Annotated in this window: 9 protein-coding genes; 2 read left to right on the top strand and 7 right to left on the bottom strand. The window is 64.1% G+C overall.

Annotated elements, in window-relative coordinates; all coding sequences use genetic code 11:
- The first annotated feature begins 191 nt into the window (after window positions 1–191).
- The gene (locus tag BGP02_RS22190; RefSeq protein ID WP_502688508.1) at window positions 192–3,797 is read left to right on the top strand and encodes an indolepyruvate ferredoxin oxidoreductase family protein; all 3,606 of its coding nucleotides are present in this window, start codon (window positions 192–194) and stop codon (window positions 3,795–3,797) included.
- 128 nt (window positions 3,798–3,925) lie between these two features.
- Here BGP02_RS22190 and BGP02_RS22195 read toward each other — a convergent pair whose 3' ends face one another.
- Entirely contained in the window at window positions 3,926–5,095 is a 1,170-nt protein-coding gene (locus BGP02_RS22195) for an MFS transporter (protein WP_286799301.1), read from the bottom strand.
- Between the two features lie 462 nt (window positions 5,096–5,557).
- Here BGP02_RS22195 and trpS point away from each other — a divergent pair, with 462 nt between their 5' ends.
- Entirely contained in the window at window positions 5,558–6,586 is a 1,029-nt protein-coding gene (gene trpS, locus BGP02_RS22200; protein ID WP_017233850.1) for a tryptophan--tRNA ligase, read from the top strand.
- Between the two features lie 101 nt (window positions 6,587–6,687).
- Here trpS and BGP02_RS22205 read toward each other — a convergent pair whose 3' ends face one another.
- From BGP02_RS22205 to fumC, 6 genes are all read right to left on the bottom strand, one after another.
- Entirely contained in the window at window positions 6,688–7,050 is a 363-nt protein-coding gene (locus BGP02_RS22205) for a hypothetical protein (protein WP_268567076.1), read from the bottom strand.
- A gap of 54 nt (window positions 7,051–7,104) precedes the next feature.
- Entirely contained in the window at window positions 7,105–8,286 is a 1,182-nt protein-coding gene (locus BGP02_RS22210) for a hypothetical protein (RefSeq protein ID WP_286799303.1), read from the bottom strand.
- 228 nt (window positions 8,287–8,514) lie between these two features.
- Complete coding sequence (locus BGP02_RS22215; RefSeq protein ID WP_286799304.1) at window positions 8,515–9,747, bottom strand: metal-dependent hydrolase family protein; 1,233 nt, start codon at window positions 9,745–9,747, stop codon at window positions 8,515–8,517.
- A 64-nt stretch (window positions 9,748–9,811) separates the two neighbouring features.
- Window positions 9,812–11,092 (bottom strand): MFS transporter, encoded by a 1,281-nt coding sequence (locus tag BGP02_RS22220; RefSeq protein WP_286799305.1) that lies wholly within the window; start codon window positions 11,090–11,092, stop codon window positions 9,812–9,814.
- Between the two features lie 225 nt (window positions 11,093–11,317).
- A complete protein-coding gene (locus BGP02_RS22225) occupies window positions 11,318–12,220 on the bottom strand; it encodes a LysR substrate-binding domain-containing protein (protein WP_017233845.1) in 903 nt (300 codons plus the stop codon).
- Between the two features lie 38 nt (window positions 12,221–12,258).
- Window positions 12,259–13,647, bottom strand: coding sequence for a class II fumarate hydratase (fumC, locus tag BGP02_RS22230; RefSeq protein WP_254441097.1), 1,389 nt, complete (start codon window positions 13,645–13,647; stop codon window positions 12,259–12,261).
- Between the last annotated feature and the right edge of the window lie 63 nt (window positions 13,648–13,710).

Raw genomic sequence — 13,710 nt, forward strand, 5'->3', positions numbered from 1 at the left:
CAAACGGAGTGAAATAGTAAAAATCTTTCTCGTGCCTCCCCATACACTGCTTGCATACCGATGCGTGGCCGCTCGATGCGGTCGGAACGTCGAGACGAACAGAACAAATGCCCCCGAAGCACGGCCGATGTCGCCGTCAGATCGATCTGACGCAGGCCGCGGGGATCAGGAGAGACACAATGAATGCCCCCATGCGCGCCGCCCTCGCGACGCCGACGGCCAATCCCCTGGCCCATCCCGATTACCAGCTCTCCGACGCGCTCGCGGCCAGTCGCGGTCAGATTTTCCTCACCGGCACGCAGGCGCTCGTGCGCATCCTGCTGATGCAGCATCAGCTCGACGCCGCGCGGGGCTTGAACACTGCGGGTTTCATCAGCGGCTATCGCGGCTCGCCGCTCGGCGGCGTGGATCAGCAGTTGTGGAAGGCGAAGAAGCTGCTCGATGCGGCCAACGTCAAGTTCCTGCCGGCGATCAACGAAGAGTTGGGCGGTACCGCCGTCATGGGCACGCAACGCGTGGAAGCCGACCCGGAGCGCACCGTCGAGGGTGTGTTTGGCATGTGGTACGGCAAGGGGCCGGGCGTGGATCGCGCGGGCGATGCACTCAAGCACGGTAACGCTTACGGGGCGTCGCGCCACGGTGGCGTGGTTGTGGTGGCGGGCGACGACCACGGTTGCGTGTCGTCGTCGATGCCGCATCAGAGCGACTTTACGATGATGTCGTGGAGCATGCCCGTGCTCAACCCGGCCGACATCGGCGAACTCGTCGAATTCGGTCTCTACGGTTATGCGCTGTCGCGCTTCTCGGGCGCCTGGGCTGGCTTGAAGGCCATCTCCGAGACGGTCGAATCGCGCGGCACCGTCGATCTCGACAAGATCCGCACTGACTGGGTCGAGCCGTCGGACTACGTTGCGCCTGCGGGTGGCCTGCACAACCGCTGGCCCGATCTGCCGAGCCTGGCGCTCGAAGCGCGTCTGGCGGACAAGCTCGACGCCGTGCGCGCCTTTTCGCGCGTGAACAGCATCGACAAGTGGATTGCCCCGGCCCCGGACGCCGACATCGGTATCGTGACGTGCGGCAAGGCACATCTCGACCTGATGGAGACGCTGCGCCGCCTGGACATCACCGTCGACGATCTTGCCGCGGCCGGTGTGCGCATCTACAAGGTCGGCCTGTCGTTCCCGCTGGATATGTCGCGCCTGGACACGTTTGTCGCTGGCCTGAAGGAAATCCTCGTGATCGAGGAAAAGGGCCCCGTCGTCGAGCAGCAGATCAAGCAATACCTGTACAACCGCGCGACGGGCACGCGCCCGAGCGTGCTCGGCAAGACCGACGCCGAGGGCCGCGCGCTGCTCTCCGCGCTGGGCGAGTTGCGGCCGTCGCGCGTGTTGCCGGTGTTCGCCGAGTGGCTGGCGAAGCATCGCCCGGCGCTGGATCGTCGTGAGCGTGTGGTCGATCTCGTGGCGCACGACATCCTGTCGAACGCCGCCGACGGCGTGCGCCGCGTGCCGTATTTCTGCTCGGGTTGCCCGCACAACACGTCGACGAAGGTGCCCGAAGGCTCCATCGCGCAGGCCGGCATCGGGTGTCACTTCATGGCGTCGTGGATGGATCGCGACACGACGGGGTTGATCCAGATGGGCGGCGAGGGCGTGGACTGGGCCGCGCACTCGCACTTCACCAAGCGTGCGCACGTCTTCCAGAATCTGGGCGACGGCACGTACTTCCACTCCGGTCTGCTCGCGATTCGCCAGGCCGTGGCCTCGAAGGCGAACATCACCTACAAGATTCTCTACAACGACGCCGTGGCGATGACGGGTGGCCAGCCGGTCGACGGTTCGATTTCGGTGCCGCAGATCGCGCGTCAGGTCGAAGCCGAGGGCATTGCGAAACTTGTCGTGGTGAGCGACGAGCCGGAGAAGTACATCGGCCACGAAGGCCAGTTCCCGAAGGGCACGACGTTCCATCACCGTAGCGAACTCGACGCCGTGCAGCGCGAGTTGCGCGAGATCGCGGGCACGACCGTGCTCATCTACGATCAGACGTGCGCGGCCGAGAAGCGTCGTCGTCGGAAGAAAAACGAATTCCCGAATCCGGATCGGCGTCTGTTCATCAACGAGGCGGTTTGCGAAGGCTGCGGCGATTGCGGCGTGGCATCGAACTGCCTGTCGGTCGAGCCGGTGGAAACGGCACTGGGGCGCAAGCGTCGCATCGATCAGTCGTCGTGCAACAAGGACTTCTCCTGCGTGAACGGCTTCTGCCCGAGCTTCGTGTCGGTCAAGGGCGCGCAGTTGAAGAAGGCGCTGGCCGCCGCCTTCGACCAGGCGGCCTTCGAAGGGCGTCTGAACGCGCTGCCGCAGCCGAGCGCGCTCGCCGGCGATGCACCGTTCGACATCATGGTCACGGGCGTGGGCGGCACCGGTGTGGTGACGATTGGCGCGCTCATCACGATGGCAGCGCACCTCGAAGGCAAGAGCGCGTCGGTGCTCGACTTCATGGGTTTCGCGCAGAAGGGCGGCGCGGTGCTGTCGTTCGTGCGCTTCGCCAACACGCCGCAAGCACTCAACCAGGTGCGTATCGACACGCAGCAGGCCGACGTGCTGCTCGCGTGCGACATGGTGGTGGGCGCCAGTGCGGATGCGCTGCAAACCGTGCGACGCGACCGCACGCGCGTGGTGGTCAACACGCATGCGATTCCGAACGCGACGTTCGTGCAGAACCCCGACGCGAATCTTCACGCCGACGCGCTGCTCGAGAAGATGCGTCATGCGGCAGGTAGCGACAAGCTCGACGCGTGCGACGCTCAGGCGCTCGCCCAGCGTTTCCTCGGCGACACGATGGGCGCGAACATCATCATGCTCGGCTTTGCGTGGCAACTGGGGCTGGTACCGGTGTCGCTGCATGCACTGCAACGTGCGATCGAACTGAACAACGTGGCGGTGCCGATGAACCAGCTCGCGCTGGCCATCGGCCGGCTGGCGGCGGGGGATCCGACGGCGCTGACGCAGACGACGGCCAAGGCCACGCCAGCGCCGGTGCATGCCCCGGTCGCCGACGACATGACGTTCGACGAGCTCGTTGCGCATCGCGTGACGTTGCTGACGCAGTACCAGAGTGCAGCGTATGCGGCGCAGTTCGCTGCCTTCGTGAAGCAGGTGGCCGATGCGGAAACGCGTGTGGCGGGGGCGCCTGGCCGCTTGTCGCGCGCCGTGGCGCAGCAGCTCTCGCGCCTGATGGCGTACAAGGACGAGTACGAAGTGGCGCGACTGTATGCGCAAACGGCGTTCGCCGACGCGCTGGGCGAGACCTTCGAGGGCAAGCCGGGACGCGACTTCCGTGTCGAGTTCCATATGGCGCCGCCGCTGATTGCCCGCGGCAAGGACGGTGCGGTGCCGAAGAAGGTGACGATCGGGCCGTGGCTGTGGCCGGTGCTGCGCGGCATGGCGAAGCTGCGCGGTTTGCGCGGCGGTGCGCTCGACGTCTTCGGTTACACGCTGGAGCGCCGTATGGAGCGTCAGTTGATCGCGGACTATCGCACGACGTTGGAGCGCGCGTTGGCGGGCCTTTCGGCCGACACGTTGGCTGACGTGATCGCGCTGGCCGAAGCACCGGCGAAGATTCGCGGCTATGGTCATGTGAAGCTGGCGAACCTGGCGATGGTCAAGCGCGTCGAGGCCACGATTGCGGCACGGCTGAACGTGACGCCCGCCACGAGCGACGCCGTCGAGCAGGCGCTGGCACACGCACGCAGCAGCGGCAAGTCGCTCAAGGGCATTCCGGTGGTGACGGCGAAGTAAGGGGATCGGCTTGATCGGGGGCGCCTTCTGCAATAGGACCTGAGGGCGCCCCCTTTCGACAATTACCTACCGAACTTGTTGGAGTGAACGGAACGAAGCTTGTCGGACGGCTTGGCGTCATTCGCCATTCACGAGTGCGGCGGCGGGTGTTGTGCGACTGGAACCATGCGGGTGAACAGGGCGGGTCCGATAGCGGCACTTCCTGCGCAGAGAAACACGAACTCGATGCTGGTGAGGTTTGAAAGGGCACTACCGATCAGCGGCGCAATGATCATCAGCAGCAACTGAAGACTTCGGCCTGTGGACGTCACGGTCCCCAACACCTCGCGGGGACACTCCCGCTGGAACGTCAGCATCATCAGCATGACGCCAAGTCCGTAACCGAATCCGTTACCGATCCAAAGGCCAAGCATGGCGACTACCGGCAAGGCGGCGTTCGCGTAGACAATGGCCGCAGGCGTCAATATGGTGATGCCAAAGAGCAGCGATGAAGCAGCGAGCAGATCCGCAGGGGGCCATCGCCTTATCGCTGCTTTGAAGGCAAATGTCGCCAGTATTGCGCCAGCTGCCGTGCACCCCACAATGCTGCCGAAGGTCCCGTCGGGATAGCCGCGCGCTTTCAGAAACAGAGCGAGCAGTGCGTCGTAGAAGCCGAGGACAAACGCCTGACATAGCGTGACAAGGAACACCCGGCGCAGCATGGGGTGATGTCTCAGGACGTCGTGGAACACAGACCAGACGGGACGTGCGGTGGGGAGAGCCCCGGCGCGTTTGCCGGTGTTTGGGGTGAATCCGTTTAGCAAGAGCAGGATGCCGATGACGCTGAGCGCCGCCGAGATGGCAAAACCCGGAAGGTGCCATGTCGCCAGCAGTGCTGCGACGAGTGGTGCGACCAGTTTCGCCAACTGATCGATGAGCGTGACTTTGCTGGCATTGCCGGGAAGTGCCTCGTCGGCCAGCAAGCGGCGAAACAACTGTTGTTCGGCGGGGCCGGGGACGAGGTTGGCGAATCCTTTCGATGCGACGCAGATGAGAAAAATGCCGACGGTTGGGGCTTGCCAGAGCGCCAGCGCCGCGGCAGCGCGAATAAGGTAGCTCCAACGCAACATCCGCCATGGACAGTGGCGATCCACGAGTGCGCCGATCCACGGGCCCGCAAGGACGCCGGGAACGCCGTAGAACGCCATAGCGACTCCAATCACGACAGCATCGGCATTCCACCGAAATGCGAGGTTTTCGAAGATAAGTGTGAAGTCGATCCATAGGATCGACGCGCCGATTGCACGGGAGGCGAGCAAACGCGAGTAGTTTCCTGCTAGGCGTGTAGCAATCAAAGCGAATCTCTTTGTGATGCGGTGATGTGCTGATCGCGCAGGTATAGCTGATTTTCGACAACGAAACCGTCCAGGCCGACGCCTCGCGCAAAACGAGCGAGGTCCGACGATCGATTGATGAAGCCGGCGCCGTTGAAATTCAGAAAGTACTTCGTGAAGCGGAACGGTCTTGCCGTTTCGATAGCGTCGGTACGCGCGTGGCGCTGTCCACATGAACCGCACCGGAATTCGTAGCTGCCGATCAGGGGAAGCGTTCAGGCGTTGCAGCCGTTTCTGTACCGCCTTCGCGCCGACGCGCTACCATTCGGGGGTTACGGTTGACGCAATGGGGTGAGCCGGATGCCGGTGGGGGTGTTGCGACGGGAGGCCGTCCATCGCGCACGGGGCATCGGGACTTGCCATAAGCGATTGATTACGGAGAGGAAAATGAGTGTTTCGAAGGCACCTGCGGATCGCAAGGTGATCCTCACGGGTGACCGCCCGACGGGGCCGCTGCATCTGGGCCACTATGTCGGCAGTCTGAAGAACCGCGTGGCGTATCAGCACGAATACAAGCAGTTCATCCTGGTCGCCGACGCGCAGGCATTGACGGACAACACCGACGATCGCGGCAAGGTGCACCGCAACGTCTCAGAAGTGGCGCTCGATTATCTGGCCGTCGGCATCGACCCCAGTGTCACGACCATCTGCGTGCAGACGTGGCTGCCCGAACTGACCGAACTCACGTTCTACTACCTGAACCTCGTGACCGTGGCGCGCCTGGAGCGCAATCCGACCGTCAAGCAGGAAATCGGGCTGCGTAACTTCGAGCGCGATATTCCGGCCGGCTTTCTCACGTATCCGGTCAGCCAGGCGGCCGACATCACGGCGTTTCGGGCAACGCTCGTGCCGGTCGGCGAAGACCAGTTGCCGATGATCGAGCAGACCAACGAAATCGTGCGCCGTCTGAATCGTTTGGCCGATCGCGAGATCCTGGTCGAAGCGAAGGCACTGGTGCCGCCGATCGGGCGTCTGCCGGGCATCGACGGCAAGGCCAAGATGAGCAAGTCGCTGGGCAACGTGATCAACATTTCGTCGACGCCGGACGAGATCCGTGCCGCCGTGAAGAAGTGCTACACCGATCCGCTGCATCTGAAGGTGGAAGATCCGGGGCATCTGGAAGGCAATGTGGCATTCGCGTACCTCGACGCCTTCGACGAAGACAAGGAAGGCTTGCAGGCGCTCAAGGATCACTACGTGCGCGGCGGTCTGGCCGACTCGAAGGTGAAGGCGCGTCTGGAAGAGCGGTTGCAGGAGATGCTGCGCCCGATGCGTGAGCGTCGCGAGGAATTCGCCAAGAATCCGGAGTTCGTGTGGGACATGCTGCGCGCCGGTACGGAACGTGCGCGTGAGACGGTCTCGCAAACGCTTGAAGATGTGCGCTCGGTGTTCGTCACGCCCGGGTGGAAGAAATAAGGTCGCGCCGACCGCCGCGTCGGCGTCTTGCTGGAAGAGAAAAGCAGCCCGGTGAACTGCACCCCAAAAGTTGGACGTAAATCCAATCTTTGGGGTGTTTTTCATGGGCGCGGCAGCGGGCGAGGCGTTGTAGAGGGAGGCGTCTGTACGGCAGTTCTGGTCACACGGGCGGTCTCGCCGTTGGGACTCGATCCACACTGTGCCATGTCGTTCCTGAACGACTCGGCGCTGAGCAGGGGTTGCGCCTCGTCAGCGGATGCATCGTGCGCCGCAGCGCCCGCGTTCGCCTGACGGACGAGGCGCTCGACGCGGGACAGCGCCGCATTCTGCAGGCTCAGCAGTTCCGCGAGGCCGCTTTCCGCCTCCGTCAGGGCGTCCCTGATCTGCCCTTGCGCGGCGAGTGTCCGATAGCGTTGCGCCAAATCGACGGTGGGCGCGGCAGATACGTACTTGATTGGACGCATGGTGATTTTGTCTCCTCGTGTTGAATGAACCCTCGCCGAGCCAACGGCTCGCCGTCAAAGCCGGGTATTCCCAAACGTGTGATCGAGATGCTCGAGATTCTCGTTGAGCACGCGTTGATTGCGTGTGGTGCGCGCAATGTCACGACTGAGCTCGTCGAGACGCGCCTGTATCTCGGTGGTCGCCCCCGATTGATGCGCACTGTGCCGCGCATCCAGCCCGCGATTGACGGCGTCGTTCAGGTTCTTGATCGCTGTGATCTCGTTCGATAGCTTGCCCCAGCCGCGATTGCGGGCATAACCGAAGACGTTGAATATCCCGTTGCAGGCCGTCAACACACCGGCCGCCGTTGAGGCGAGCTTCAACCCCAGCGCGAGACCGACGATTGCGGGCAGCAACCCGGGAAGCACCGCCGACGCGACCCCTAACGAGACCGTGATGACCAGGAACGAGACGAGAATCAGGATTCTTGTCTTCCATCTCCGCTTCTCTCCCGGGATGGCGGCCTGGGCCTCGGTCAGATAGTGGTTGATCAGCGGCTCGGACTTGCTCAACAGATCGCCCGTCACCACGAATGCCGCGTATAGCTCTGCCTTGGCTTGTCGAAGCGCTGCCGGCGTCATCTCCGCGTTCTCCAGAGCCCGCTGCTGGTCCTCCAGAACCCGTCGCGCCGATGTCGTGCCCACCATCGTGTCGAGAGCGGCTTTCAAATGACGGAGCGCGTCGAACGCCGCCTTCGCTTTCGGCGTCAGTTGTGCCGTGTCGGAGATCGATTGTTGCGCGTCGACGCGCTTGAACGACATGAACGACGTGAGCGACAGATCGCGTGCCTTGCCGATTTTCACGATGGCCTTCTCGAACTGGTCGATCAGTGCATCGATGCCGAGAATATCGGACGCTGCGTGCGTCGAGATGGTTTCCGACAGTCGCGCGATGGCGTCGTACTCGCCGGACAGTTTGCCCCGGACCGCTGCGGGGCTGACCGCTTGCGCCGCCGCATCCCAGTCGCGCTTGATCGCGGCCAGGTTGGCGACAATGTCGGCCCGGAGCGTTTCGATCGTGGGTAAGGTATCGGTGCCAGCGGTGGCCGACGAGGCCGATCCAGGGGCTGGCGCATGCTGCCGAACCCCGACCTGTTTCCATTCGGACCCGGGCGTTGGCGATAAGGGCTTGGCGACACGCCCGCCAAAGGCGGTATCGAAGCCTAATGACAGGTAGGATGGCGGAGCGAGCTTCATGGGTAGACACCTTCTGCGCGACATTGCGAGGAGTCTATGCAGCGGTGCCCGGCCGCGCTTTTCATTCGCGCGTCGAATTGTCGGAAACGGGGTATCGAGGCACCACCGGCAACGACTGCTTGCGCAACAAAAAAACGCCGCGATGTGCGAGACATCGCGGCGCTTCGCTTTCCGCCCACCGCGAACGCGCTTGCGCGTGTTGCCGGGCGGCGGCTCCGGTGATTGCGGTTATTCCGGCTGCTTGGCGACCTTGCCGTCCTTGAAGACCCAGCGGATGTTTTCGCCCTGGCCGGTCAGCACCTCGATGGATTCGAGCGGATTCCCCTCGACGACCAGCACGTCGGCCAGCGCGCCCGGTGCGATCACACCCAGCTCGCCCGCGCGATTCAGAATCTCCGCACCGATGACCGTTGCCGAGCGAAGCGCTTCGGCGGCCCCCAGCACGTCGGCACGGATCGTCAGCTCGTCGGACTGGTACTTGTGCATGTCGCCGAGCAGGTCGGAGCCGAAGCCCATCTTCACGCCGGCGTCGCGATAGATCGAAAGCGATTCGCGACCGGCGCGCTGCACGCTCTCTACCTTGGCCACCGACTCCGGCGGCAGGCCCAGCGACGCGCCGTCCTTGGCCAGCGCGTCGTAGGTGACCAGCGTCGGCACCACATAAGCCCCTTTCTCCGCCATGAGCTTTGCCGTCTCGGCGTCGCAAAGATTGCCGTGCTCGATGGTACGCACGCCACAGCGCACAGCGCGGGCAATCGCCCGCGGGGTGTAGGCGTGGGCCATCACATAGGTTTGCGCCGCCTCCGCTTCCGCGACCGCTGCGCGGATCTCGTCTTCCGAGTATTGCGTGTTGGCAATGGGATCGACCGGCGACGCCACGCCCCCCGAGGCCATCAGCTTGATCTGCGTGGCGCCCTTCTGAATCTCCTCGCGCACGGCGAGGCGGATCGGATCGACGCCATCGACGACGCGCCCGATCGCCCCCGCGCGAAACGCGCACGAGCACGGCTCCAGCGTGTCGCTGCGGGGACGGAAGTCGCCATGTCCGCCCGTCTGCGAGAGCGCCTTGCCCGACGGGAAAATGCGCGGCCCGGGAATCACGCCCTGCTCGATGGCCTGTTGCAGCGCCCAATCGGCGCCGCCTGCGTCACGCACGGTCGTGAAGCCGCGATTGAGCATGCCCTGCATGATCGGCAGCGACTTGAGTACGGTGAGCACGTTCGGCTGGCTGGCGTTCGTGCCGAGGTTGGGATGCGACGCGAGCACGTGCACGTGGCAGTCGATCATGCCGGGCATGACGGTCTTGCCGGTGACGTCGATCACCGTCGCGCCGTCGATGTCGAGCGGCGTGGCGCTGAGCGCCGCAATGCGATTGCCCTCGATAACTACGTCGTGACGCTCGAGCAGACGGCCGGCGGCTGCATCGAGCACATTGCCGCCGCGAAGCAGGGTAACGGACATGGGGGGATTCCTTGAAAAAATGCATAAGGCGCGCCGGTGAGGGCGCGCCCGGACGACAGGGGACTCAGGCCTTGGGCAGCGGCTTCACGAAGCACGTGCCGACGAGGCTGATGGCCGCCGCGACGATCACGTAGATGGCCGGCGCCATGTTGCTGCCCGTGCGGGCAATCAGCCACGTGATGATGAGCGCGGCGAAGCCGCCAAAGATCGTCACCGCGAAGTTATAGGCTACCGACAGACCCGTCGAGAGCACCTTCGCGGGGAACATCTCGGAGAACGCCGCGAGAATCGGGCCGGTATAGCAAGCGATGAGCAGGCCGAACACGATCTGGAACATCAGCAGCGAGTGCAGGCCAGGGGCCACGTTCAGGTACGTGAACATCGGCCATGCCAGCAGCAGGATCAGCAGGGCCGATCCCGACAGGAACGGACGGCGTCCGTAGCGATCCGCCAGACGTCCCACCACCGGCGCGAACACGAGAATCATCGCGCCGCCGATCATGCCCGCCGTGAAGCCATCGGAGGCCTGCAGCTTGAGCACGCGCTGGGCATACGTCGGCATGTAGAACAGCAGCACGTAAGTGCAGATCGTCCACAGCACAACCATGGAGAAGCTGGCGAGTGTCTCGCGCGGATACTGCGAGAGCACGTCGCGCAACGGCGTATCGGACTTCTCGGCGTGCTGGAACGTCGGCGTTTCGTCGATCTTGTGACGGATGTAGAAGCCGACCGGGCCGATGAGCATGCCCACGAGGAACGGCACGCGCCAGCCCCAGGACACGAGCGAGGCGTGATCGAGTTCCGTTGTCACGAACGTGCCCACGGCCGCGCCGAGCAGCACGGCGAAGCCAATGCTCGACTGAATCCAGGCCGAGTAATAGGCGCGCTGATTGGCGGGTGCGTACTCGGTCAGGAAGGCCGTTGCGCCGCCCATTTCGCCGCCGGCCGAGAAGCCTTGCAGCAAACGCGCCAGCACGATGATGAGGGGCGCGCCCAGGCCGATCTGATCGTAGGTCGGGGCCAGGCCGATCATCGCGGTGCCGGCGGCCATGAGCAGAATGGTGAGCGACAGGGCCGCCTTGCGGCCCACGCGGTCGGAATAGATGCCGAGCACGATGCCGCCGACCGGGCGCATGAAGAAGCCCACGCCGAACGTGGCCACGGCCAGCAGAAACGACGACAGATCGTCGCCGGTGGGGAAGAATTGCTTCGCGATGATGGCCGCGAAGAAACTGTACACGGTGAAGTCGAACCACTCGAGACCGTTGCCGATCACCGTCGCCACGATCGCGTGACGGCGCTGACGGGCCAGGTTCTGTTGAGGCACTGCCAAAGTCGCCTGCATCTGAGTCTCCCGAAAGATGGGTGGCGTCCGTTGCGTGCCTTGCGACTACGTCATACCGGTAATACGCCTGCTTTTATGTCGGATCACGTCTGCGCTCCCATCGGGATCGGCACACGTGCGCGGATAAGACACAAAGTAGTGCAGACAAAATGACAGGCCAAACGAAAATTCTGCATGTTGCCATGCGTGTGGCGCATGGCAACGGTCCGAAAGATGGCGTAACCCCTATGATGGGGAACAATATTCCGTGTAGATCCAGTTGCGGAAAATTCGCGCCGCAGCATGCTCGTGGCGCTCGGCAGGCCATACGAGATAGTAGCCGCCGCCCAGGCTGGCGGTCGCATGGCACGCCTGCACGAGCAGGCCCGCGTCGAGGCACGGATCGATCATGTGGCGCCATCCCATGACCAAACCGCCACCCTCGATCGCCATCTGCACGAGTAGCGGGTAGTAGTTCGCGCTCACCATGCGCGGAAACTTCGGTGCGTTCACCCCCTGCAGCTCGAACCAGTCGGTCCATGACATCCACTTGCGCTGGCCGTCTTCGATGAAGAGCAGCGTCTCGCCGACGAGATCGGCCGGCGTGAGCTGGCGCCCGCGCAAATAGGTGGGCGAGCAGACGGGAAACACTTCCTCGTCGAAGAGCCGCCGACCGGCGAAGTCCGGGGGCAGGTCGTTACGCACGTAATAGACGCCCAGATCGAACTCCGACGCGGACAGCGACGTCATGCCGTCTTTCACGATCACGCGAATCTTGATGTCGGGGTGCGCGGCGCGAAATCGCATGAGTTGGGGCGTCATCCACAACACCGCCACGCCCGATGAGCAGGCCACGGTGAGTTCCAGATCGCCGCGCCGCTTCATCAGGTCGGCGGTGGCTTCGGCGCACTCGCCGAGCAGGCGCTGGATCTGTTCGGCGTAGCGTTGCCCGGCCACCGTCAGGCGCAGCGTGCGATGCTCGCGCGTGAACAGCGCGCGCCCGAGGAATTCCTCGAGCTGCGCGATTTGCCGGCTCACGGCGCTTTGCGTGAGATTGAGTTCGACGGCGGCCCGCGTGAAGCTCGCGTGCCGCACGGCTGCATCGAAAGCAATCAGGCAATGCAGCGGCGGCAACGGCGAGATGGGCATGCGTGGTGACGAAGTGACGGGTGAGGGCTCGCGCGAAATCAGCGCTTGCCGACCATTTGCTCGGGGCGAACCCAGGCGTCGAACTGCTCGGCCGTGACGTGGCCCAGCGCGAGGGCGGCCGCCTTGAGCGTGGTGCCTTCCTTGTGCGCCTTCTTGGCGATCTGCGCAGCCTTGTCGTACCCGATGTGCGGGTTGAGCGCGGTCACGAGCATGAGCGACTCTTCGAGCAGCGTGCCGATGCGCGCTCGGTTCGGTTCGATGCCGATGGCGCAGTTGTCGTCGAAGCTCACCGCACCGTCGGCCAGCACGCGCACGCTTTGCAGGAAGTTGTGGATGAGCATCGGCTTGAACACATTCAGCTCGAAGTTGCCCATCGAGCCGCCGATGTTGATCGCCACGTCGTTGCCGAGCACCTGGGCGCACAGCATCGTCATCGCTTCGCATTGGGTCGGATTGACCTTGCCCGGCATGATCGAGCTGCCCGGTTCGTTTTCCGGAATCATCAGCTCGCCAATGCCGCAGCGCGGGCCGCTGGCCAGCCAGCGCACGTCGTTGGCGATCTTCATCAGGCTGGCGGCGAGCGTCTTGAGCGTGCCGTGCGCGTTGACGATGGCGTCGTTGGCGGCCAGCGCTTCGAACTTGTTCGGCGCGGTGACGAACGGCAGGCCGGTGTCGCGCGCGAGCGTGGCGGCTACTTGCCTGGCGAATTCCGGATGCGCGTTCAGGCCCGTGCCCACGGCCGTGCCGCCGAGCGCGAGTTCCGCCACGTGGGGCAGGGCGTCGTCGACGTGCTTCAGGCCGTGGTCGATCTGCGCGACCCACCCCGAGATTTCCTGGCCGAGCGTGAGCGGCGTGGCGTCCTGGAGGTGGGTGCGGCCGATCTTGACGATATCGTCATAAGCGCGGGCCTTGGCGGCGAGCGTGTCGCGCAGTTGGCCGACCCCGGGCTTCAGGTGATTGACGAGGGCGTCGAGGGCGGCCACGCTCATGGCCGTCGGGAATACGTCGTTCGACGACTGGCCTTTGTTCACGTCGTCGTTGGGGTGCACGAGACGCGTTTCGCCGCGCACGCCGCCGAGCAGTTCGCTGGCGCGGTTCGCAAGCACTTCGTTCATGTTCATGTTCGACTGCGTGCCCGAGCCGGTTTGCCACACGGCCAGCGGGAATTCGTCGTCATGCTGACCGGCGATGACTTCGTCGGCGGCCTGGATGATGGCGTCGGCCTTCTTCGCGTCGAGCACGCCCAGGCCCTTGTTGACCTCGGCAGCGGCGCGCTTCACGCGAGCGAGCGCGCGCACGAGCTCGCGCGGCATCTTCTCGGTGGAAATCTTGAAGTTCTGCAGCGAGCGCTGCGTTTGCGCACCCCAGAGACGATCGGCGGGTACCGCAATTTCGCCGAAGGTATCGCGTTCCATTCTCACAGACATGATCGACTCCTCGAAGACAGAGTTAAATTCTAGAGCTTTCACCGGGATCCGGCATGGCAGCGT

It is taken from the genome of Pandoraea sp. 64-18 (assembly GCF_001899225.1).
In the GTDB taxonomy this organism is placed as follows: Bacteria; Pseudomonadota; Gammaproteobacteria; order Burkholderiales; family Burkholderiaceae; genus Pandoraea; species Pandoraea cepalis.